The sequence below is a fragment of the Pseudopedobacter saltans DSM 12145 genome (genome assembly GCF_000190735.1).
Classification (GTDB): Bacteria; Bacteroidota; Bacteroidia; order Sphingobacteriales; family Sphingobacteriaceae; genus Pseudopedobacter; species Pseudopedobacter saltans.
Genome location: NC_015177.1, coordinates 3349089 through 3370852, shown reverse-complemented (window position 1 = coordinate 3370852; position 21764 = coordinate 3349089). Strand labels below are relative to the sequence as shown.

The following is a 21764-nucleotide window of genomic DNA, read 5'->3' as shown; positions in this document are numbered from 1 at the left end:
TACATGAAGATAAGTTACAAATTACTAAATCTTGAATTAAAATTTCCTTTCACTATAGCGAAGTTTTCCAGAACAAGTACCCCTGTTTTGTTATTGGAGGTTCATTTTGAAGGGTTTGTCGGCTTTGGAGAAGCTTCTATGGTTCCTTACATGGGAGAAAGTTTTGATACTGCCACGGATTTCCTAAATAAGGTGGATTTTTCAAGATTTTCTTATCCTTTTAATATGGATAATGTAATTGCTTATCTGGATGAAATTGCGCCCGGTCAACCGGCAATAAAAGCAGCTATAGATACGGCTTTGCATGATTTAACGGGTAAGATAGAAAATAAGCCGTGTTATGAATTGTTTGGAGCAAATCCAGATAATATGCCATTAACAACTTATACCATTGGGATAGATACTCCTGAAGTTATTGTCAAAAAAGTTGAAGATGCTTTGGCTTATAATTTTAAATTACTAAAAATAAAGTTGGGGAGGGATAATGATAGATTATTAATCGACACCATCAGGTCTGTAACTGAATTGCCTTTATATGTGGATGCCAATCAGGGTTGGGAAGATAAAATTAAAGGCGTTGAAATGACCTATTGGTTACAGGAACAAGGTGTTTTACTGATAGAGCAACCAATGGATAAATTGGATATTGAGGGAAATGCTTATATCACAGAACATAGCCCAATTCCTATTATTGGAGACGAAGCTGTTCAGCGTTTTATCGATGTTGAGAAGGCTTATGGGGTTTATCATGGAATTAATGTGAAATTGATGAAGTCTGCCGGTATGCATGAGGCTTTTAGAATGATAAAAAAAGCCAAAGGATTGGATATGCGTATTTTGATAGGCTGCATGAGTGAAACCAGTGTTGCTACACTGGCGGGAGCGAATTTGGCTCCGCTTTGTGATTTTGCGGATTTGGACGGCCCGTTTCTGACGTCTAACAATCCTTTTAAGCAACCTGATTTTCAGGAAGGGAAATATATTTTGAGCAAGAAACCGGGATTGGGAGTTGAAGTTGAGCATTGAATCTTTTAAATTCAATTCTGACAATTGGAGTTTCAGAACTCAAGTTACATACATTTTCACCTCTCTTGTCTTAAATCTCCTATCTAATGTACTTTACTTTAAACTTTAATAAATGTAACTTTGCAGTCCCAAAGTCATAAGGCTTTTAATCTTTTAGAACGACAATAATGGACAAAAAAGTAAGAGTCAGGTTTGCGCCAAGTCCAACTGGCGGACTTCATATCGGAGGAGTCAGAACCATTTTATTCAACTATATATTTGCGAAGAAGAATAACGGAGAATTTGTATTAAGAATTGAGGATACGGATCAAACCCGCTATGTTCCCGGCGCAGAAGAATACATTATTAACTGTTTAAAATGGTGTGGATTAAATCCAGGTGAAGGCCCAAATGTAGGTGGAGAATACGCTCCTTATCGCCAAAGCGAAAGAAAACCGATCTATAAAAAGTATGCGGATGAGCTAATTAAGAATGGCTACGCATATTATGCTTTTGATACTCCTGAAGAATTAGAAAATGCAAGAAATACGATAGAGAATTTTAGATACGACAAATCTACCAGAATGACATTAAGAAATTCTTTAACACTTTCTGCGGTGGAAGTTGAGCAATTGTTGACTCAAGGTGTACCATATGTAGTGCGAATTAAAGTTCCCGAAGATCAGAATATACATTTCGTAGATCTAATTCGTGGCCATGTAAGTTTTGATAGTAATGAAGTAGATGATAAAGTGTTGTTGAAAGCTGACGGAATGCCAACTTATCATTTAGCCGTGGTTGTTGATGACTATCTGATGAAGATTACACATGCTTTCCGTGGAGAAGAATGGTTGCCTTCATCCCCTATCCATATTTTGCTTTGGAAATATCTTGGCTGGGAAAAAGATATGCCGGAATGGGCTCACTTACCATTGATTCTAAAACCGGATGGACATGGAAAGTTAAGTAAACGTGATGGCCAACGTTTAGGATTTCCGGTTTATGCGATGAACTGGACAGACCCCGTTACGAAGGAACTGGCTGCAGGCTTTAAAGAAGTAGGTTTCCTTCCAGAAGCTTTCCTTAATATGCTGGCAATGCTGGGTTGGAACGACGGAACGGATCAGGAGCTATTTTCTTTAGAAGAATTATGTGAGAAATTCTCTTTAGAAAGAGTAAATAAATCGGGTGCAAAATTCGATTATGAGAAGGCAAAGTGGTTTAACGGCGAGTGGATTAAAAAATCGTCTGCACAGCGTTTATATCCTTATGTGAAGGAGGTTTTTAAAGAAAAAGGAATTTCGGTAACGGAAGAACAGTTGGTTAAGGTTATAGATATGGTTAAAGAACGTTGCATCTTATTGCCGGATTTCTATCAGCAAGCATCATTCTTTTTTGAAGCACCACAGCAATATGATATTGATGCTGTTAAGCCGAAATGGAATGCAGACAAAGCGGCTTTCTTTGACGCCTATATTAAACACATTGAAGCCGGAGAATTTATAGATGCCGCCGTTTTAGAAACAGAATTTAAACAGTTGGCCGCTGATAAAGGATTGAAAATTGGGGAAGTCATGTTGCCTTTCAGAATTATGCTGGTGGGCGGGAAATTTGGCCCTCAGGTTTTTGATATAGCACTGGCATTAGGAAAAGAAGAAACAATCAGGAGAATTCAGACGGCATTGCCTTTATTTCAATAATCTGGTTTTTACCGCAAAGGGCGCTAAGAAATTACAAAGGCCACAAAGTTTTAATTATGCTTTGTGGTCTTTTCATTTTGAGTTAGTCAAGTCCAAAAAACTCTCTTGGTGAATTGTGTCCTTATCTGTGTGCCCTTTGCGGTTCAAAGACACTTAAGAAAACTCAATATTTATATCTTCCTCTCCATAAATTTTTCAATCTTTCCAAAATCTTTAGTTCAGCCGGATTTTTCTGTGGCTTATATAATGTAGTTCCACTTAGTTTCTGAGGAAAAAATTCCTGATCGACAAAGTTTCCTTCATAGGCGTGAGCGTATTTATATTCTTCGCCATAACCAATTTCTTTCATTAGCTTGGTTGGAGCGTTTCTTAAATGTAAAGGAACAGGTAAGTCTCCGGTTTGTTTAACTAAACTCTGCGCCTGGTTAATGGCTTCGTAAGCGGCATTACTTTTAGCAGAGCTTGCTAAATAAGTTACCGTTTGCGATAATATAATTCTCGATTCAGGGAAACCAATGATATTTACTGCCTGAAAGCAGTTGTTGGCTAAAAGCAAAGCATTAGGATTTGCATTTCCAATATCTTCGGAAGCTAAAATCAGTAACCTTCTGGCAATAAAAGAAGGGTCTTCGCCGCCTTCAATCATTCTTGCCAGCCAATAAACAGCGGCGTTAGGATCACTACCGCGTATAGACTTAATAAAAGCAGATATAATATCATAATGTTGTTCACCTGCTTTATCATATAAAGCCATCTGTTGTTGCACATTGGCTAAAACAAATTCGTTGGTAATTTCAACCTTATCGGTTGGCGCTGCATTCACCAGAAGTTCGAAAATATTTAGCAATTTTCTTCCATCCCCGCCTGATAAGCGAAGAAGAGCTTCCGTTTCTTTTAACGTAATTTCTTTTTCCTGAAGAATCGGATCTAAAATCATTGCCCGATTTAATAATCCTAACAGATCTTCTTCACTTAAATTTTCTAAAATATAAACCTGGCATCTGGATAGCAATGCCGATATAACTTCAAAAGAGGGGTTTTCTGTAGTAGCTCCAATTAATGTAACATAACCACGTTCTACGGCTCCAAGTAAGGAATCTTGTTGAGATTTAGAAAAACGATGAATCTCATCTATAAAAAGAACCGGGATAGGATGTCCGGCTTTTTTATACATTTTGGCTTTATCGATAACGTCCCGAACATCTTTTACTCCGGAATTAATAGCGCTTAAAGAGAAAAAAGGTCTGTCCTGCGATTGGGCAATAATAAAAGAGAGCGTAGTTTTTCCAACTCCGGGAGGCCCCCAGAAAATCATGCTTGGAATATTGCCTTTATCAATGGCTTTCCTTAAAACAGCACCTGGCCCCACCAAATGTTTTTGTCCAGTGTATTCGTCCAGATTTTTTGGACGCATTCTTTCCGCTAAAGGTTCTCTAGTTATCAAATCTTCAAAATTAGCTGACTGGATAAAGTTAAATAAAAAAGCTAAATTATTTAGTATTTCAAGAAGGCTTAATGACTTTTAAGAATTAAATCCGGCCTTCGATTTTTTTTACATAAAAAAAACGAAAATTATTATCAAACTGTTGTCCTTTAAACTTATTGTTAGCTAATTTTTGTTTAGTTTTAGGCATTAATTTTTGATATTTCACGTTAATAGATGGATACCGCTCACACAAGGTTCGGAAAAGTTAAATATATGTTAAAGAAAATATTTTCGGGGGTTTTAATTGCCTTGGCAATTTCATGTACGGCTACTCCTCGCGTTAATAAAGAAGTTGCCGGTTCGAATAATTTGAAAGCAGACCCTCAGCAGGGAGTGATAGTGAAAGATATTTCTGAACTACTTACATCTTATACGTATAAAAAGGTAGATTTGAATGATTCGATATCGAATTTAATTTTTGATCGGTATATTAAAAATCTCGATCCTAATAGAATCTATTTTTTAGATGAAGATATTAAGGAGTTCGAGGCGTTCAGGTATCAATTGGATAACGATTTTAAATCAGGAGATTTGTCTGCTCCTTTCTATATTTTCAACGTTTATCAAAAACGTTATAGTGAAAGACAAGCCTTTTCTATTAATTACCTGACAAAAGGAGACTTCGATTTTACGAAAAAAGAGCAATACGTTTTTAGCCGTGAGAAACAGAATTATTTTAAAGATCTTAAAGAAAGTGATGCTTATTGGGCGAAAAAGGTACGATATGATTTCCTTAACCTGAAATTAGCAAAAAAAGAGCCAACTGAAATTAAGGAAATCCTGAAAAAGCGCTATGAAAATTTGGTGTCTCAATCCAATAAAATCAATAGTCAGGACGTGTTTCAGCTAATTATGGCTGCGTTTACCGATTCAGTAGATCCACATACAAACTATTATAACCCTAGTAACGCAGCAAACTTCAATATAGATATGTCCAGATCTTTGGAAGGTATTGGAGCGACGCTGACTATGGAAAATGAGTTTGTTACCATTAAAAGTGTGGTAACTGGCGGTCCAGCAGACAAGAGTAAGCAAATTAAAATAGATGATAAGATTCTGGCTGTTGCACAAGGAAAAGATGGGGAGTTTGTCGATGTGATTGGCTGGAGATTAGACAATGCAATCTCCCTGATAAGAGGTAACAAAGGAACGATTGTAAGACTAAAGATTTTATCAAAAGATCAGGATATTTCTGCGACACCAAAAATCGTTTCTATGGTACGCGAGAAAATTATCCTTGAAGATCAATCTGCGAAAAAAATCATTAAAACTGAGGTTAGAAACGGTAGAACGTTTAAATATGGTATTATCGAAGTACCTGCGTTTTATGCTGATTGGAAAGCCATGCAGGCGGGAGATAAAAACTATAAGTCAACAACAAGAGATGTTAGGATTATTCTGGATTCGTTGAAAAAAGAAAATGTAGACGGTGTTATTATAGACTTAAGAACAAATGGTGGCGGATCCTTATTGGAAGCCATCGAGCTAACTGGTTTATTTATAAAATCTGGCCCTGTTGTTCAGGTTAGAGATCTTAGAAACCGTGTTGAAGTAAATAGAGATGAAGATGAAACTATCGCCTGGAGCGGACCTCTGGAAGTTCTTGTTGATCGGTTCAGCGCATCAGCTTCAGAGATTTTTGCTGGTGCTATTCAGGATTATGGAAGAGGAATCATTATAGGAAATACAACTTACGGAAAAGGAACTGTACAGTCTGCTTTACCAATGTCCAGAATTAATCCAACTTTGGGAGATAAGGGTGGACAGATTAATTTAACCACGGGTAAATTCTATCGTATTAGCGGAAGTTCTACTCAGCACAAAGGTGTTACACCGGATATTGAGTTTCCAACTATTTTTCCAGCAGACAAATATGGCGAAAGTTCTGAGCCTTCTGCTTTGCCATGGGATGAAATAAAAAGTAGTAATTATACCAAAGTAGCTGATTTAACTACTGTTATTCAAAAGCTAAAGGCTATGCATGATGCTCGAATGAAAAGTAGCAAGGAATATCAATTCCTGCTTCAGGATATAGAAGACTTTAAAGATTTGGATAAAGAAAAGCCACTTCCCTTAAATGAAGTTGAGTTAAAAAAGCTACGTGAAGATCAGGAAGCAAAAAACCTGGCAAAAGAAAATGAAAGAAGAGTTTACAGAGGTTTAGAGCCGTTGAAGAAAAAAGATGTTTCTAAATCTGAAGATGAGGGTGTTGTGGTTAAAGCAGAAAAAACTAAAGAGGATAAATTCGACTTTATTCAGTCTGAGGCTATTAAAATAATGACGGATTATATTCTTTTGAAAAAATAAATCACGGGATATTTAATATCAAAAGGCTTTGAAAATGAAATTCAAAGCCTTTTTTATTTATGCATAGAATTCGTTTTTTTTGTAAAAATTAGATTGTTATATGAATTGGATATTCTTGGTTATAGGAGGATTATTTGAGGTGGGGTTCGCATCGTGTTTGGGAAAAGCAAAAGAGACAAGTGGAACAGAGTCTATCGCCTGGCTTGTAGGATTTTTTATCTGCCTTTCGGCAAGTATGTTTTTGCTTTATCTTGCCACCAAAACATTACCAATAGGAACCGCTTACGCCGTTTGGACAGGTATTGGCGCTGTCGGAACGGTTTTAGTTGGAATATTTTTCTTTAATGAACCTGCTAGTTTTTGGAGAATCCTCTTTATAAGCACACTTATAGTCTCAATAATAGGGCTCAAATTCGTGTCGAATTAAGTAAAGATAAGTCTTCTTAGATAGTAGGTAAAGAAAAAGGCTGTTTTCTATTTGTCTTTGGCAAAATAGAAAACAGCCTTTTTATAATATTCTTTTTAAGTATTTCAGTACTTAAATTAGTTTGAAAGTAGTGAGTGTTCCTTGTACAAAGGAGCTAGTGTTTCACGCACCTTCTTGAAAAACTGGTATCGTTCGTTATGAACAGCAACCGCGTTTTCATCAGGATATATACTGATAGTGCTCTTAACTATTTGTTCACCCAATGTTGCTACGTCCTGATATCGTCCGTCTGCTACGAAAGCAAGCATCGCACTACCAATCAAAGCGATTTGGTCTTCTGATGGAATATTTATCGGCAGGCCTAACACATTAGCAAATATTTGCGGCCAGGGCTTTATTTGTGCGCCACCGCCTCCCATACGCAGTTCGGTAATTTGTAAATTGTTTTCTGTAAGTGCATCATAAAGATAACGCATAGAATAGGCTACGCCTTCAAGAACCGAACGAGCCATATCTACTTTAGTATGATATTGACGTAACCCAAAGAATACTCCAGAAGCATAAGGACCAGTTTTTGAGTCTCTTTCACTAGTTAAATAAGGAAAACAAAGTAAAGGTGCTTCATTACCGATATCCAGCATTGCGGGATCCTGTATATCCACATTAAAAAGGCTGTTGCGAAGCCAGTTTACAGGAAGAGCAGCATTGTTTAGCGCGCCACCGTTTAAGAAAAGGCTTTTATTTAATGCATATGGTTGAATGCGCTTATTGTCACTTTTGTCAAAAGCTGGAGTATTATCCGGTACTCTTAACATTGCAGATGTACCCACGTTAATAATCCCAATACCAGGTTTTAAACAACCTAGACCAACGCCTAACGCTGCGCCATCGTAAACACCCAAAAGAACTTTTACGCCTTGCTTGAGGCCTAATTCTTGTCTTAAGCTTTCTTTTAGCGGACTTAGATAAGTCGTTCCATCTTTTATTTCGGGGAATTGATTTGCAGACAAACCTATGTGCTCCAAAAGTGAGTCGTCCCATGCTTCCTGATGGATATTGTAGATTTGCGTTGCTGCGGCTGTACTAACATCAGTAACAAACTCTCCTGTTAGCCATTCAAATAAAAAGGCTTTACTATCCGTAAAATATCTGGCTTGTTCAAATACTTCTTTTTCTTTCGTTGAGAAATAGAATAACCTGGCCAAAAGATACGGACTCATTAAAGGACAGCCTGTCTGGGCATACAAGTCTACATTGGAGTATGAATCTAAGAAGGCATCAAATGTTCTTTGCGAACGGATATCTGTAAGCAGGGTAAGACCTGTAACGGGTTTTTTCTGTTCGTCAAGTAACATCAGACCAAACTGGTATGTAGAGCTGACAATATAGGATACCTGATCAGCAAGACCTTCCGAAAACATATCCTTACATAATCCGATGATAAGCTTTTTCAACTCTTCAGGATTATGTTCAGCCCCACCGCTTGTACTGTTTATAACCGGTACAGCTACTGAGCGTAAATTAAGTATTTCACCACTTTCGTTTACTAATCCAACTTTAACGTTGGTAGTACCCAAATCAATGGTTAATGCTATTGCCATACTCTTCTATTTTCTTTTTGCAAGACTTCTGGATTGGCCATTGTACCCGGTATGCCATTTTTTTGGAATACGGAAACCGAATCGTCAACGCAAGTTTGCCCCATACCATGTAGAGATTCCCAGCTATATCCACCTAAGTGAGGTGTAATGATTGCATTATCTAATTTTGTAAGTCTGTGGTTACCGTCAATAGGCTCTCCTTCTACAACATCTGTTGCATAGGCACCTAATGTTCCGTTTTCCAAAGCTTTGCATAAAGCATCCTCGTCTACCAATTCTCCACGGCAGGTATTCACTAATACAACACCTTTTTTCATGCTAGCAAATTGTGCTTCACCTAACATTCTTTTGGTTTCATCTGTAGCCGGACAATGGAATAATATTGCACTAGACTCTCTTATCAATTCGTCTAAAGGAACTTCCTTAGCGCCAAATTCGGCAAATTTTTCTTTAGCAATATAAGGATCAGATGCCACTACATTTGCACCAAACCCTTTAGATAATATTTCTGAGCTGCGAGAGCCGATATTACCTAAACCAATGATACCAATTGTTTTTCCTTTCAGTTCTATTCCCACCATTCCAGAACGTGTAGCCCAGGCACTGTTTTTTACTGCTATAGCTCCTTGCACTAATTTTCTTCCACCAGCTAACAATAAAGATATTGCGTATTCTGCTACAGCTTCTTTTTCTACAATTCCTTCTACTCTGGATACCATGATGCCCAATTCTGTAGCCGCTTCCGTATCTACGTTATCGCAGCCGATGCCATGACGCACTAAAAGTACCAGGTTTTTACACTGTTCCAATGTTCTTCTTGGGATTTTGGGTGTAACACTGGCAATAATTCCATCAGAGTCTTTAATTTGCTCTGCTAAATCATCTGCATTTATGTCTGCCGGAACAGTAATATGTTTTAGATCAGCGAATGATTCCAAGGTTGCAATATGCTCCGAAAAATGTTTTCCGAAAGTACTTGAATTTAGAATGGAGATAAGTGGTCGCTTCATTTTTATGATATTATTTTTAGTTAATTGTTTAAACCTTAAAGGTATTCAATTAGGTTAGCTAAAGCAAAAGCAGCGGTTGTGTTTTTTACGTAAACGATTTCGTTGCCTTTAAGGTGCTTGTTTTTTAGTAGCTATCTCCCAATTTTTTCAATTTCTCTGCTTGTAACAAAAGTTGACAGAATTTTAAATAGCAATAACAGATTTCTTATTTTTCGAACGCATACTGTTTGGAACACTTTCTAAAATTTCTGTTTCTAAAGCGTCAATAGTCCTTTTTTTGATAAAGCTAGCATGTGTTACAATGCTAATCTCTCTGCTTGGTTGTGGCGTTTTAAAATACCTTACTTTGTCCAGCTGTTCAACCGGAAAATCCTGAATGCTAAGTTCCGGTAGAATAGTCATGCCGTTGTTTAAATCCACCATTCGGATTAATGTTTCGATACTTCCCGTATTATATTCCAGATTTTGCCCTTCAGCTTTTTTGTGCTTGCAAATATTTAATACCTGATTTCTAAGACAATGTCCTTCGTTAAGAAGCCATAATTCATCAATATTCAGGTCGCTAAAATCCAGTGTGCTTTTTTTGAATAAAGGGCTTTCTTCAGAAATATAAGAAACGAAATTTTCATAATAAACCGGTCTTTCAACAATCGAAGGCTCGTCCAAAGGGGTCGCCAGGATACCGCAATCCAAAAGCCCGTTTTTTAGTTTGTTGATAATATTTTCTGTTGTAAGTTCCGAAACAAAGAGCTTTACTTTTGGGTATTTTTCCATGAATTTTCCCAAAAGTTTCGGAAGCAGGAATGGTGCAATAGTTGGTATTACTCCTATTCTTAGCTCTCCGCTGATTTCGCCCTTACGTTCGTTTATTATTTCGTTGATTTTATAAGATTCCTGTAAGGTTTTTCGAGCCTGAGCAATTACCTCTGCACCAATTTCAGTTGGTATAATAGGTTGTTTTGTTCGATCGAAAATCTTTATATCTAATGTTTCTTCCAGTTTTTGAACCTGCATACTAAGCGTAGGTTGCGTTACAAAACATTTTTCGGCCGCCTTAACAAAGCTTTTGTAAGTATCTACAGCAACGATATATTCAAGCTGAACTATTGTCATGGCTATAAATATCGATAAAATCTATACAAAATAGAAAAGAGCACAATGATATATGCCCTTTTCTGATAAATTTGACAATTTTTGGATTTATTCTACCGTCACCGATTTTGCCAGGTTTCTTGGCTGATCCACATTACATCCTCTCATTACCGCTATATGATATGAAATTAATTGAAGTGGAATAGTTGCCAATAGTGGTAAAAATGCTTCATCAGCATGTGGAATTTCGATCGAATAATCGGCCATGTCTTTTACATCAACATCGCCTTCTGTTACAATAGCTACCACTTTGCCTTTTCTCGCTTTAACCTCTTGTATATTGGAGATAACTTTTTCGTAAGAAGAGTTTTTCGTTGCAATTACGATAACAGGCATTTCTTCATCGATAAGTGCAATTGGGCCGTGTTTCATTTCTGCAGCCGGGTATCCCTCTGCATGGATATACGAAATCTCTTTCAATTTCAGCGCTCCTTCTAAAGCGACAGGAAAACCAGTTCCTCTTCCTAAGAAAATGCAATTTCGGGAATCCTGTAGTTCCGAAGCGATTTGGATAATCTGATCGTTGGTTTTTAACGTTTCTTCAACTAAAGAAGGAATTGTTTCTAGTTCTGTTAATAATGAAATGAGCTTGCTTTGAGAAATGGTACCCTTAATTTGGGCGATATATAAGGCCATTAAAGTAAGTACAGTTACCTGTGCTGTAAATGCTTTTGTAGAAGCAACACCTATTTCCGGACCAGCATGTGTATAAGCTCCACCATGCGTTAATCTTGGAATAGAAGAACCAACAACATTACATATTCCCAATAAAGTAGCACCTTTCTCTTTCGCTAATTGAATTGCCGCCATTGTATCCGCAGTTTCACCGGATTGAGATATAGCTATTACAATATCGTTTTCATTGATGATAGGATTTCTATATCTAAACTCAGAAGCATATTCAACTTCTACCGGAAGTCTGGCAAATTCTTCAATAAGGTATTCGCCAACTAAGCCTGCATGCCAGGATGTGCCACATGCAACAATAATAATCCTGTTCGCATTTCTAAGCTTTTCGGAATATTCAACCAGACCGCCTAATTGAACTTTACCATCAAGGGGATAAATACGGCCTCTCATGCTGTCATATATAGAACGGGGTTGTTCGTATATCTCTTTTAACATGAAATGGTCATAGCCTCCTTTTTCAAGCATTTCGAGCTTTAGTTCAAGTTCCTGTATGTAAGGTGTTTGGACGATGTTATCAATGCTTTTTATCAGAAGCTCATCTCTTTTCAAATAAGCGATCTCGTTATCATTTAGATATATTACGTTTTTTGTATATTCTACAATTGGAGTCGCATCCGAAGCAACGAAATATTCGCCTTTTCCGACGCCTATAACCATAGGACTTCCTTTTCTGGCAGCAATAAGCTCTGTAGGGTCATCTTTGTCCATAATTACAATAGCGAAAGCACCAATAACCTGATGCAGAGCCACTCTGACAGCCTCCTGAAGCGATATATTTTCTTCCTCCTGAATGTTTTCGATTAAATGGATAAGAACTTCAGTATCCGTATCGCTTTTGAAAATATGGCCTCTGGCAATCAACTCTTCTTTAAGAGGGCCGTAGTTTTCAATAATTCCATTATGAATTATAGCTAACCGGTCGTTTCCGGATTGGTGAGGGTGAGAATTTCTGTCGCTTGGTTCGCCATGGGTAGCCCATCTGGTGTGCCCCATTCCAACTGTACCAGAAATATCTTTTCCGCTAACAAAGTCTTCAAGATCTTTTACCTTTCCCGCTTTTTTGTAGATGTTCAGCGAGTTTTGATTGTTCATTAATGCTACTCCAGCACTATCATATCCACGATATTCCAGCCTGTGTAGTCCTTTGATTACAATAGGATAAGCCTCTCGGCTACCTATATATCCGACTATTCCACACATAGATTAATATTTTGTAGTTTGGTGGGACTAAACTACAAAATATTGTCTTTAAATGTGTTTAATTATTTTAAGTCGGAATAATATATTTTAAGCTTAACTTTTTGTGAAACCGAGTTGCTTGCTCCGCCAAAAAGTACAGATCTGCCCGGAGCATTTAATCTGCCGGTTTTTCCATAAAAATCGTAGGTAGTTATATAAGTTCCGTCATTAGGATATTTATTTCTGAAAAGATCCTGTATATATCCCGTAACATTAATAACATAAATTTTTTTAGGTGAATTATAGATGCCTCCAACGAAGCCTGTTCCCAAGTATCTTGGATCAGAAGAATTTTCATCAGGAATTAATGCGGGTTGATGAGCCAAATCCCAACGATATATTCTTAACTGACTAAGCGGTTTTAAAGATGTTTGCTGAGGTTCTTCGGCAGTGAAAATTAATTCAGCTCTGTTTATAGCAATGTTCGAACCTAATTTTTTCAAATCACTTAAATTAGGGAAATCAACTTTAATTTTAGTTCCTGCCAATCCCTTAATATAAAGTTTTTCCTGATTGTTGGCCGGGCTTTGCAATGCAGCAAGTGCAGGAGTTCCAGCATTATCCCATTTTACTTCGGTAACAGCAGTACCTAAACTTCCCGCGATTGGAAGTGAGATAGAGGTAGTGTCTTGTTTGTTTTCAGAATTGGTATATCTGTAATAAATTTCCAGACGCGAAGCGCCATCAGTATAAGTGTCAAATGATATTGCTCCACCATCCTGGCTGCCTAAAGCATTTTTGTCTATAGAAAGACGAAGGCCTTTAAAATGATCTGCAAACGCCTGACTGGTAGATAGAGTTGCAGAGTCTAAATGGATAATGTTGTCTATTACAAACTGATTATTTAGAGGTATTCTCAACTGAGGAACAACTTTAATCGTAGAGTCTTTATATTTGTATAATTTGATATTCAAGCTATCTTTATAAGCCGGAAAAAATTCTTTAGAACCCACAACTGTAGTATTGGCATTCCACTCTTTATTGGTGTAATAAACCTTTTGTTTTGTTGAGCTGTATAATGTTTCGTTAAGTTGATTGATATTTACTTTATATTTTATGCTGTCTCCATATAATGGCGCAGAATTAGAATAGGTCATCACCAAAACGGCCGAATCCAATATAGGATTTATACCAAACGAAACATTACTTGAAGGTAATGTTAAAGCAACAACAATATTTGAAGTCGTTTTTCCAAACTCGTTATCGTTCATATAACCAAGTATACTTCTTTCAGTATAATTACTTACTACACTATCTTCTTTGATTAACTTGGTTAAGACAGTTGTACTGGAATCCACACTGGAATTCAATAAGATGTCCGGGTCAATATCTAAACCTACACCATCTGGATTATTACAGCTTCCTAAAGTAAAAAGACTTATTAACAAGGTCAATAAGTCTATATTTCTCAATTTCATTAACAGAACGATCTTAAATTTTAAACAGTTTCAGATACTAAATCATCTGACGTAATTTCTTGATAAAAATTGTAATAATTTTCGTAATCTAAAGAGGAATTATAATCTAAAACTGCTTTTTCTGATTTTTTAACAAAATTTAACACGTCCTCATTTAAATTTTCAGCGCCATAAACAACCGCATCAGCGTATTCGATAGCAGCTTTGTTTACAGCAGTAATTGTACCATCTGTATACGAAACAACATCATTGTGCTGCATTCCTTTCATTACAGCCTTGGACGCAAAGTCTTTACCTAAAGACTCGCTAAAAGAATCTTCATAAACAGACCAAACAATTTTAGCATCCTTAAAAGTCGGATCTTCTTTATAGATTGTTTTTAAGTAAGCAGGTACCAGAGAGGTCATCCAACCGTGGCAATGTACCACATCTGGGGACCATCCTAATTTTTTTACGGTTTCTAACGCCCCTTTACAGAAGAAAATAGATCTTTCGTCATTGTCTTCGTAAAACTTGCCTTTGGCGTCGTTAAAAACGTGTTTGCGTTGAAAATAATCTTCGTTATCTAAAAAGTACACCTGCATTCTTGCAGCAGGGATAGAGGCCACTTTAATAATTAATGGATTATCATTATCCGCAATCACAATATTCATCCCCGATAATCTTATTACTTCATGCAATCTGTTCCTTCTTTCATTAATGTTACCAAAGCGAGGCATAAGGATTCTGATTTCTAATCCTTTTTCTTGCATAGCTTGTGGTAGTTGTCTGGTAATTTCTGAGATTTTCGTTAATTCTAGAAATGGTGACATTTCATGAGTTATGAACAAAAGCTTGGTTTTTCCCATCTCCTAATCTTCTAAAGTTTTTGTCGAAAAAAATAAATTTCTAGTGCAAAGATAAGCATTATATTGAATATAATCAATCATTTACATAAATGCCTTTGTATTGTGTGCTAAAATTTACAACTTAGCCCCTTAAAAAAGTTTTTTTGAAAATACTTCATACTAAAGCCGAGATTGGCGAAGAAATAAATAGACTTAAAAGCAAAGGGTTAAGCGTAGGTCTGGTTCCTACAATGGGAGCTTTGCACCAGGGGCATCTGTCGCTGATTAGCCAATCGAAACAAAATGCCAATATAACAGTTGCCAGTATTTTTGTTAATCCAACCCAATTTGACAACAAAGACGACCTGTTGAATTATCCCAAACCTATCGAGAAAGATATCCAGAAATTAGAATCAATTGGCTGTGATGTTCTGTTCAATCCTGAAGCTTCTGAAATGTATGCAGATAATGAAATATGGAATTATGAAGTTGGTGATTTGGATACTAAACTTGAAGGGGAATTAAGACCGGGGCATTATAAAGGAGTAACACAGATAGTTTATAAGCTGTTTGATATAATTAAGCCGGATATTGCCTTTTTTGGACAAAAGGATTATCAGCAATTTCTCGTAATCAGCAAAATGGTAAAGGATTTCGACTTGAACATAAAGCTTCAACTTTGCGAGATAGTTAGAGAGCCCGATGGTTTAGCTATGAGTTCGAGAAATGTAAGATTGAACGAAGAAGAAAGACATGCATCAATTATTTTACATAAGGCATTACTTTATATAGAACAGAACTATTTGAATCTTTCTCTAGTTGAACTAAAAAACAATGCAGAAAAGTTTTTTGATGGTAATGCGCTTTTAAAGTTGGAATATATTCGAATTTGTGATAAAACAACCTTGAATGAGCTTAATAAAAAACAGGCCGGCGGCGCAATTGTATTGGTTGCCTGTTATGTAGGCAAAGTTCGCCTTATTGATAATATAATAATAGCATAGCTTTATTTTTAATTGTATTGCGTAACTTTGCACTATGGTAATAGAAGTGTTGAAATCAAAAATTCACAGGGTTAAAGTAACGCAGGCCGAACTGAATTATGTAGGCAGTATTACTATTGATGAAGATTTGATAGAGGCGGCAGACATAATTCCAAACGAAAAAGTTCAGGTGGTGAATAACAACAATGGAGCCCGTTTTGAAACTTATGTGATTAAAGGCGAGCGTGGGTCGGGTATTGTTTGTTTAAATGGTTCATGCGCTCGTTTGGCTCAGGTGGGCGATATCCTGATCGTCATGTCTTATGCGCATATGGAAAAAGAAGAAGCAAAAACTTACGCGCCCTTACTGGTTTTCCCCGATGATAATAATATGTTGATAAAATAAAGGAATTGATAGAAAGAAAATAAAGCCAAAATCTCTATAGATTTTGGCTTTATTATTGGACTTTAATCTGTGCAGCGTTTAATCATATTGTCAATCTTAGGGGGCAAGCAAAATTATAAGGTTTAAGTTCTTTTCGTCTTCTGCCGTTGTTAGAGACAGGCTGGTTAGCTCTGCGTGTTGGCTTGCTGAAAACGTTTGATTATTTGTCCGACTTAGTGTGTTTTATTTAAAAACACATACTTTCGCACCGCTCTGTACTAGCTTTAAACGAGGTTTTATATTTTTAATTTTAGGAGCTTGGCTATAGTATAGCTCCAATATAGCTATAGTGTAGTTATAGTCCGGAGAGCTTAGTGTATTTTAACATGGCGTCAGGGATTGTCCGGTCCAATTAAAAAGCTTGTAATTTTCACTTGATTCCATAAACAATAAAACTAATACTTAATTAAAATCTTCATATTTTCCGCTTGATCTATTACTATCTTATACGTTTCTCTCGCAGTACAAAGGAAGTCATAAGAGAAATACAGGGCGAATACAGGTAAAGCGACGCCCAGCTCGTGCTTTGGAAACGAACTAAGGTAGTTTGTAGCGGAACCGTATATTTTTTCAAGTTGAGATGTTGTATAAATTATGCTTGCATAGTATTTTTTCGTATCTTAATGCTATAAATATCTATGTATTATGGATTTCAATTTATCGGAAGAACACCAAATGATCGTACAAGCTGCTCGTGATTTCGCACAAACGGAATTAAAGCCAGGCGTGATAGAAAGAGATGAAAAGCAATATTTTCCTACAGAGTTTGTTAAGAAAATGGGCGAATTGGGTTTTATGGGGATGATGGTTGATCCCATTTATGGAGGTGCAGGTTTAGATGCTGTTTCGTATGTTCTGGCTTTAGAAGAGCTGGCAAAAATAGATGCCTCTGCAGCAGTTATAATGTCTGCAAATAATTCCTTGGTTTGTTTCGGTTTAGAGAAATATGGCACCGAAGCGCAGAAAAGGAAATATCTGTTTCCTTTGGCTTCTGGTCAACAACTGGGGGCATTTGCCCTTTCGGAACCCGAAGCTGGTTCGGATGCTACTTCACAACATACTACTGCAATAGATATGGGTGATCACTATCTTTTAAACGGAACAAAAAACTGGATAACAAACGGAGGAACTGCATCTATCTATATTGTTTTTGCCCAGACAGATGTAGCAAAGGGGTATCACGGAATAAATGCTTTGATAATAGAAAAAGGCATGGAAGGTTTTTCTATAGGGCCAAAAGAAAATAAATTAGGAATCAGAAGTTCTGATACACATTCGCTAATGTTTACGGATGTAAAAGTTCCAAAAGAAAATCGCTTGGGTGAAGACGGTTTTGGCTTTAGATTGGCTATGGAGACATTAGATGGAGGGCGCATTGGTATCGCAGCCCAAGCTTTAGGAATAGCCGCTGGGGCCTATGAATTGGCTCGAAATTACTCAAAAGAAAGAAAATCCTTTGGTAAACCAATCTGCGAACATCAGGCGATAGCATTTAAGCTGGCAGATATGGAAACTCAGATAGAGGCAGCCAGGCTACTGGTTTATAAATCCGCATGGTTAAAAGATCAAAAAATGCCTTATGGAAAATCGAGTGCGATAGCGAAGCTTTATGCTTCGGAAGTGGCTATGCAAACAACAATTGAGGCTGTACAGGTACATGGAGGCTACGGATATGTAAAAGAGTATCACGTAGAGCGCCTAATGCGTGACGCAAAGATTACTCAGATATACGAAGGAACTTCCGAGATACAAAAAATAGTAATATCAAGAGATTTGTTAAAGTCGTAAATTTACTACAAATTGACTTTGATTTTCTTAACTAAAGAAGTTCCCATGAAATACAAGAATCAAATTCTATTGATAATATTCGCGTTGCTGCTTCAGGCTTGCGATAAGCCGTCATATTCTTTACAGGAAGGTATATGGAGAGGGACAGTTTTAACTCAGTCAGATGTTGAAATTCCGTTCAATTTTGAGGTTGAAAAAGATTCATTGGGAAAATATGTATTGAATATTATCAATGGGAAAGAAAGGTTATTAGTGGATGACGTGTCGGTTTCCAAAGATTCTGTTTTTATTAGGCTTCCGTTTTTTGATGCCGAGTTAAAAGGAGCTTTGCTTGATGGAAGAATAGAAGGTGCTTACATTAAACATTTACCAAATAATAAAGATGTAGTGATGGGGTTTTATGCGCAATCTGGTGTCAACTGGCGGATTAAAGAAAAGTTGGAAAAAGCCCGATTTAATATAACAGGAATATGGGAAACCTATTTTATTAAAGAAAATGGAGATTCTGTAAAGGCTATTGGTGAATTTAAGCAGGAAGGAAGTAAAGTAACAGGTACATTTCTTACAAGGACCGGAGATTACCGCTTTTTAGACGGCGTTGTAGATGGCGATGAAATGAAAATATCGACTTTTGACGGAGGCTTTGCGATGTACTTTTCTGCTAAAATTCTTAATGATAGTACCATGGTTGACGGGAGGCATTACTCAGGTTTTTCATCCAAGCGTTCTTTTGTAGCTAAAAGAAATGATAAAGCTCAACTAGATGATGCTTATAGTTTAACTTACTTAAAGCCCGGATATGACAGAATTGATTTCTCGTTCCCAGATTTAAATGGAGAAGAGGTTTCTTTAAGAGATAAGCGATTTAAGAATAAGGTTGTTGTTGTGCAGATTTTAGGCTCATGGTGCCCAAATTGCATGGATGAAACGGCTTTTCTGAGCGATTTTTACAATCAACAAAAAGGAGGATTAGAGATAGTTGGATTGGCATATGAGAGAAGCAAGGACTTTGAGAAATCCAAAGCAAGTTTGGAAAGATTCCTCGATAGATTTCATGTGCAATATCCTGTCTTGATAACAGGTTACACTCCAAACGGGGATGAGCCTAGTAAAAGCCTTCCCATGTTGAATCATATAATGGCTTTTCCAACAACAATTATCCTTGATAAAAAAGGTAAGGTCCGAAAAATACATACGGGCTTTAGTGGGCCTGGTAGTGGACGGTATTATGAGGAATACGTATTGGAATTCGAAACATTAATAAAGTCTCTTCAGGACGAGCATTAAATACGATAAAAATGCCAATGTAACGGACTGGTAAAAAAGGTTCTGCTTAACACAGTTTTTTCCTGATCTCTTTTTTAGCGAGATCAGGAGGTTGTTTTTAATGATTCTCTTTGATTTCACTCGGAATTATAAGCTTCTTCCGGTCTTTTTAATTTATGAATTGGAGTTTGCTCCACTGAATATCATTTTGATAATAGCGAGTACTATAGCGAAAGCGGCTGCACTAAAGAAGCCAGATACATGAAAGCCGGACATGATATTGCTAACCAATAACACCATAAGTATAGTTATTATAAAAGACATTAGGCCTAATGTCAGAATGTTTAAAGGAAATGTTAATATCCTTAAAATAAAACCTACTGTGGCGTTTGCCAGGCCAATAAGCAAACCTGCAATAATTGCAGATAAAAAACCGTCTACCTGAGTGCCCGGAACTATAAAAGCTGCCAAAGCAACAGCCAGACCCATTAACAAAATTTCTATAATTAATCCCATATTGAAAATATATTGATATATGAAAATACAAACAATTTTAATAATGGTTTGATTTCCGTTAGTTTCTGATATCGAAATGCTTGTGAATTTTTCATTTGAAAAATCAGAATATTTTCCTACATTTGTGAGCAATAAATGGAGAGGGGGCGGTAGTCCCCTCTTTTTATTTTCAAAAAAAGATGAGTGTAGAGCAAAGAGTTAGGGAACTGGCCGAAGAAAAGTTACAGGACAGAGAAGACTTGTTTATAGTTTCTGTAAAAGTTCAGAACAAGAAAATAACGCTTCTATTAGATGGGGATAATGGGATAACGATAGAGGATTGTGCTAAAGTTAGTCGCCATGTAGGCTATCATTTAGAAGAAGAAAATTTAATGACTGAAGCTTACCAGCTGGAAGTAGGTTCTGCAGGTTTGGATGCTGCTCTGGTATTGGACAGACAATATCAAAAGAATATTGGACGAAACTTGCTGGTTAAAAAAGTAGACGGTTCTAAAATTGAAGGTAAACTAATCGGTGCGAATCCTACTAATCTGGTGATTTCTCATGAAGTTAAGGAAAAAGGAAAAAAAGCACAAACGGTAGAGACAGTAATAGAAAAAGAAAATATAGCTAGCGCAAAAGTTAGCATATCATTTAAATAATAAATATTAAATGCTTAGGAAAAGATGAGTAGCATTAATTTAATAGATTCATTTCAAGAGTTTAAAGACTTCAAGAATATTGACAGGCCAACGGTAATTAGCGTGTTGGAAGAGGTGTTTCGCAGTATGTTGCGCAAACGTTTCGGTACTGATGAAAACTGTGACGTTATTGTAAACCCAGATAATGGTGACCTTGAGATCTGGAGAACCAGAACAGTAATGGAAGATGGTTTTTCAGAAGATGATGATTTGGAAATAGAGTTAGCAGACGCTCATAAAATCGACCCGGATCTGGAAGTTGGCGATGATTTTATTGAGCAAATTACTTTAGAAAGTTTTGGCCGCAGGGCTATTCTTGCCGCTCGTCAGACTTTGGTGTCTAAAATTTTGGAACTGGAGAAAGATGAGATCTTCAAAAACTATAAAGATAGAATTGGAGAAATTGTTACTGGTGAAGTTTATCAGGTTTGGAAAAAAGAAACTTTAGTATTAGATGATGAAGGTAATGAGTTGATTCTTCCAAAAACTGAACAAATCCCGGCAGATTATTTCAAAAAAGGTGATTCTGTAAGAGCAGTAGTGTTAAAAGTGGATATGATGAATGCAAATCCAAAAATTATCATCTCCAGAACGGCTCCGGCATTCTTGCAACGTTTGTTTGAGCTTGAAGTGCCTGAAGTTTTTGACGGTTTAATTACTATTAAGAATATTGTAAGGGAACCGGGAGAAAGAGCTAAGGTTGCTGTAGAATCTTATGACGATCGTATCGATCCGGTTGGTGCCTGCGTAGGTATGAAAGGATCCCGTATTCACGGAATCGTAAGAGAATTGAAAAATGAAAATATCGATGTAATCAATTTTACAAACAATATTTCATTATATATACAAAGAGCTTTGTCACCTGCAAAGATATCTTCTATCAAATTAGATGATGAAACTAAAAGAGCTGCAGTTTATTTAAAACCGGATCAGGTTTCTTTAGCGATTGGTAGAGGTGGGCACAATATTAAATTGGCAGGTAAATTGACGGGTTATGAGATCGACGTATACAGAGAAGCTTCTGAAGAAGACGAAGACGTAGATTTAGACGAATTCTCAGACGAAATCGATAGCTGGATTATCGACGAACTTAAGAAAGTTGGTTTAGATACAGCAAAGAGTGTGCTTGCGCTTAATGTAAACGAATTAGTGAAACGTACAGACCTTGAAGAGGAAACTATAGAGGAAATCTTAGGAATTTTAAGGGCTGAGTTCGAATAATTT

Annotated in this window: 18 protein-coding genes; 10 read left to right on the top strand and 8 right to left on the bottom strand. The window is 36.8% G+C overall.

Annotated features, from left to right (window positions below):
• Positions 1-3: 3 nt before the first annotated feature.
• Both PEDSA_RS14235 and gltX read left to right on the top strand, forming a co-directional pair.
• Positions 4-1026, top strand: a complete 1023-nt coding sequence (locus tag PEDSA_RS14235; protein ID WP_013633854.1) for a dipeptide epimerase — start codon at positions 4-6, stop codon at positions 1024-1026.
• Between the two features lie 167 nt (positions 1027-1193).
• Positions 1194-2705 carry a glutamate--tRNA ligase gene (gene gltX, locus PEDSA_RS14230; protein WP_013633853.1) on the top strand — a complete coding sequence of 504 codons (1512 nt, stop codon included), beginning with the start codon at positions 1194-1196 and terminating at the stop codon, positions 2703-2705.
• 163 nt (positions 2706-2868) lie between these two features.
• Here gltX and PEDSA_RS14225 read toward each other — a convergent pair whose 3' ends face one another.
• Positions 2869-4149, bottom strand: a complete 1281-nt coding sequence (locus tag PEDSA_RS14225; RefSeq protein WP_013633852.1) for a replication-associated recombination protein A — start codon at positions 4147-4149, stop codon at positions 2869-2871.
• A gap of 255 nt (positions 4150-4404) precedes the next feature.
• On the opposite strand from PEDSA_RS14225, the gene PEDSA_RS14220 reads away from it, so the two are divergent.
• Together PEDSA_RS14220 and PEDSA_RS14215 are read left to right on the top strand one after the other, a co-directional pair.
• Positions 4405-6498, top strand: coding sequence for a carboxy terminal-processing peptidase (locus PEDSA_RS14220; RefSeq protein ID WP_041537482.1), 2094 nt, complete (start codon positions 4405-4407; stop codon positions 6496-6498).
• 100 nt (positions 6499-6598) lie between these two features.
• Complete coding sequence (locus PEDSA_RS14215) at positions 6599-6925, top strand: DMT family transporter (RefSeq protein WP_013633850.1); 327 nt, start codon at positions 6599-6601, stop codon at positions 6923-6925.
• 116 nt (positions 6926-7041) lie between these two features.
• Here the strand turns inward: PEDSA_RS14215 and PEDSA_RS14210 are convergent, their stop codons facing one another.
• From PEDSA_RS14210 to PEDSA_RS14185, 6 genes are all read right to left on the bottom strand, one after another.
• Positions 7042-8526: a gluconokinase gene (locus PEDSA_RS14210; RefSeq protein ID WP_013633849.1), complete on the bottom strand. Its 1485-nt coding sequence runs from the start codon at positions 8524-8526 to the stop codon at positions 7042-7044.
• The gene (locus PEDSA_RS14205; RefSeq protein ID WP_013633848.1) at positions 8517-9536 is read right to left on the bottom strand and encodes an NAD(P)-dependent oxidoreductase; all 1020 of its coding nucleotides are present in this window, start codon (positions 9534-9536) and stop codon (positions 8517-8519) included. Before PEDSA_RS14205 ends, PEDSA_RS14210 begins: the two co-directional genes overlap by 10 nt.
• 183 nt (positions 9537-9719) lie before the next feature.
• On the bottom strand, positions 9720-10649 hold the full coding sequence (locus PEDSA_RS14200) for a hydrogen peroxide-inducible genes activator (protein WP_013633847.1): 930 nt from the start codon (positions 10647-10649) through the stop codon (positions 9720-9722).
• An 87-nt stretch (positions 10650-10736) separates the two neighbouring features.
• Positions 10737-12578: a glutamine--fructose-6-phosphate transaminase (isomerizing) gene (gene glmS, locus PEDSA_RS14195; protein ID WP_013633846.1), complete on the bottom strand. Its 1842-nt coding sequence runs from the start codon at positions 12576-12578 to the stop codon at positions 10737-10739.
• A 62-nt stretch (positions 12579-12640) separates the two neighbouring features.
• A complete protein-coding gene (locus PEDSA_RS14190; RefSeq protein WP_013633845.1) occupies positions 12641-14035 on the bottom strand; it encodes a DUF4270 domain-containing protein in 1395 nt (464 codons plus the stop codon).
• Positions 14036-14055: 20 nt separating this feature from the next.
• On the bottom strand, positions 14056-14883 hold the full coding sequence (locus tag PEDSA_RS14185) for a glycogen/starch synthase (protein ID WP_013633844.1): 828 nt from the start codon (positions 14881-14883) through the stop codon (positions 14056-14058).
• 143 nt (positions 14884-15026) lie between these two features.
• Here PEDSA_RS14185 and panC point away from each other — a divergent pair, with 143 nt between their 5' ends.
• The 4 genes from panC (at position 15027) to PEDSA_RS14165 (ending at position 19365) form a co-directional block, all read left to right on the top strand.
• Positions 15027-15866: a pantoate--beta-alanine ligase gene (gene panC / locus PEDSA_RS14180; RefSeq protein ID WP_013633843.1), complete on the top strand. Its 840-nt coding sequence runs from the start codon at positions 15027-15029 to the stop codon at positions 15864-15866.
• A 34-nt stretch (positions 15867-15900) separates the two neighbouring features.
• A complete protein-coding gene (panD, locus tag PEDSA_RS14175) occupies positions 15901-16251 on the top strand; it encodes an aspartate 1-decarboxylase (protein WP_013633842.1) in 351 nt (116 codons plus the stop codon).
• Between the two features lie 684 nt (positions 16252-16935).
• Positions 16936-18078, top strand: coding sequence for an acyl-CoA dehydrogenase (locus tag PEDSA_RS14170; RefSeq protein WP_013633841.1), 1143 nt, complete (start codon positions 16936-16938; stop codon positions 18076-18078).
• Between the two features lie 45 nt (positions 18079-18123).
• Positions 18124-19365, top strand: coding sequence for a TlpA disulfide reductase family protein (locus PEDSA_RS14165; protein ID WP_041537097.1), 1242 nt, complete (start codon positions 18124-18126; stop codon positions 19363-19365).
• Between the two features lie 153 nt (positions 19366-19518).
• Here the strand turns inward: PEDSA_RS14165 and PEDSA_RS14160 are convergent, their stop codons facing one another.
• Positions 19519-19860 (bottom strand): phage holin family protein, encoded by a 342-nt coding sequence (locus tag PEDSA_RS14160; RefSeq protein WP_013633839.1) that lies wholly within the window; start codon positions 19858-19860, stop codon positions 19519-19521.
• A gap of 179 nt (positions 19861-20039) precedes the next feature.
• Between PEDSA_RS14160 and PEDSA_RS14155 the strand changes: the two genes are divergently transcribed.
• Complete coding sequence (locus PEDSA_RS14155) at positions 20040-20501, top strand: ribosome maturation factor RimP (RefSeq protein ID WP_013633838.1); 462 nt, start codon at positions 20040-20042, stop codon at positions 20499-20501.
• A 24-nt stretch (positions 20502-20525) separates the two neighbouring features.
• Entirely contained in the window at positions 20526-21761 is a 1236-nt protein-coding gene (gene nusA, locus PEDSA_RS14150) for a transcription termination factor NusA (protein WP_013633837.1), read from the top strand.
• Positions 21762-21764 lie beyond the last annotated feature (3 nt).

Bases quoted from the DNA above. Each gene is read 5' to 3' on its own strand.
- PEDSA_RS14220 (WP_041537482.1), top strand. From the start codon at position 4,405: ATGTTAAAGAAAATATTTTCGGGGGTTTTAATTGCCTTGGCAATTTCA.
- PEDSA_RS14200 (WP_013633847.1), bottom strand. From the start codon at position 10,649: ATGACAATAGTTCAGCTTGAATATATCGTTGCTGTAGATACTTACAAA.
- PEDSA_RS14160 (WP_013633839.1), bottom strand. From the start codon at position 19,860: ATGGGATTAATTATAGAAATTTTGTTAATGGGTCTGGCTGTTGCTTTG.
- PEDSA_RS14155 (WP_013633838.1), top strand. From the start codon at position 20,040: ATGAGTGTAGAGCAAAGAGTTAGGGAACTGGCCGAAGAAAAGTTACAG.
- nusA (WP_013633837.1), top strand. From the start codon at position 20,526: ATGAGTAGCATTAATTTAATAGATTCATTTCAAGAGTTTAAAGACTTC.
- PEDSA_RS14215 (WP_013633850.1), top strand. From the start codon at position 6,599: ATGAATTGGATATTCTTGGTTATAGGAGGATTATTTGAGGTGGGGTTC.
- PEDSA_RS14205 (WP_013633848.1), bottom strand. From the start codon at position 9,536: ATGAAGCGACCACTTATCTCCATTCTAAATTCAAGTACTTTCGGAAAA.
- PEDSA_RS14185 (WP_013633844.1), bottom strand. From the start codon at position 14,883: ATGGGAAAAACCAAGCTTTTGTTCATAACTCATGAAATGTCACCATTT.
- glmS (WP_013633846.1), bottom strand. From the start codon at position 12,578: ATGTGTGGAATAGTCGGATATATAGGTAGCCGAGAGGCTTATCCTATT.
- gltX (WP_013633853.1), top strand. From the start codon at position 1,194: ATGGACAAAAAAGTAAGAGTCAGGTTTGCGCCAAGTCCAACTGGCGGA.
- panD (WP_013633842.1), top strand. From the start codon at position 15,901: ATGGTAATAGAAGTGTTGAAATCAAAAATTCACAGGGTTAAAGTAACG.
- PEDSA_RS14165 (WP_041537097.1), top strand. From the start codon at position 18,124: ATGAAATACAAGAATCAAATTCTATTGATAATATTCGCGTTGCTGCTT.
- PEDSA_RS14190 (WP_013633845.1), bottom strand. From the start codon at position 14,035: ATGAAATTGAGAAATATAGACTTATTGACCTTGTTAATAAGTCTTTTT.
- PEDSA_RS14170 (WP_013633841.1), top strand. From the start codon at position 16,936: ATGGATTTCAATTTATCGGAAGAACACCAAATGATCGTACAAGCTGCT.
- PEDSA_RS14235 (WP_013633854.1), top strand. From the start codon at position 4: ATGAAGATAAGTTACAAATTACTAAATCTTGAATTAAAATTTCCTTTC.
- PEDSA_RS14210 (WP_013633849.1), bottom strand. From the start codon at position 8,526: ATGGCAATAGCATTAACCATTGATTTGGGTACTACCAACGTTAAAGTT.